At 63.0% G+C, this 389-nt stretch carries 1 pseudogene; it reads left to right on the forward strand.

The annotated features are described in order from the left end of the window. Positions 1–389: pseudogene (locus tag B2W52_RS00235) on the forward strand (acetolactate synthase large subunit); the annotation flags it as partial.

Below are 389 nucleotides of genomic sequence, written 5' to 3' on the forward strand. Positions count from 1 at the left end.
ATCGCGCCACCGGCAAACTGGATGGCTTTGCGCCCAACGCCAGGATGATTCACATCGATGCCGACGCAGCCGAAATCAACAAACTGCGCGACGCCGACCTGGCCATCCGCGGCGACCTGAACGAGATACTGAAATCACTGGCGGACGCATTGCAGGCCGAGCCACTGGCCATCAATGAATGGCAGAAACAGTGCCGCACCTGGCACACCACCGGCGGCTTCCATGCGGCCGACAACGATGACCCGATGGCCCCGATCACCGGCCCGGCCTTCATCCGCCAGCTCTCCCGGATTGCCCCGGACGACACCGTCATCGCCTGTGACGTTGGCCAGCACCAGATGTGGGTGGCCCAGCATTACGACTTCTATCACCCGCGCCATCACCTGACC

It is taken from the genome of Marinobacter sp. UBA2498 (genome assembly GCF_002341575.1).
Classification (GTDB): domain Bacteria; phylum Pseudomonadota; class Gammaproteobacteria; order Pseudomonadales; family Oleiphilaceae; genus Marinobacter; species Marinobacter manganoxydans.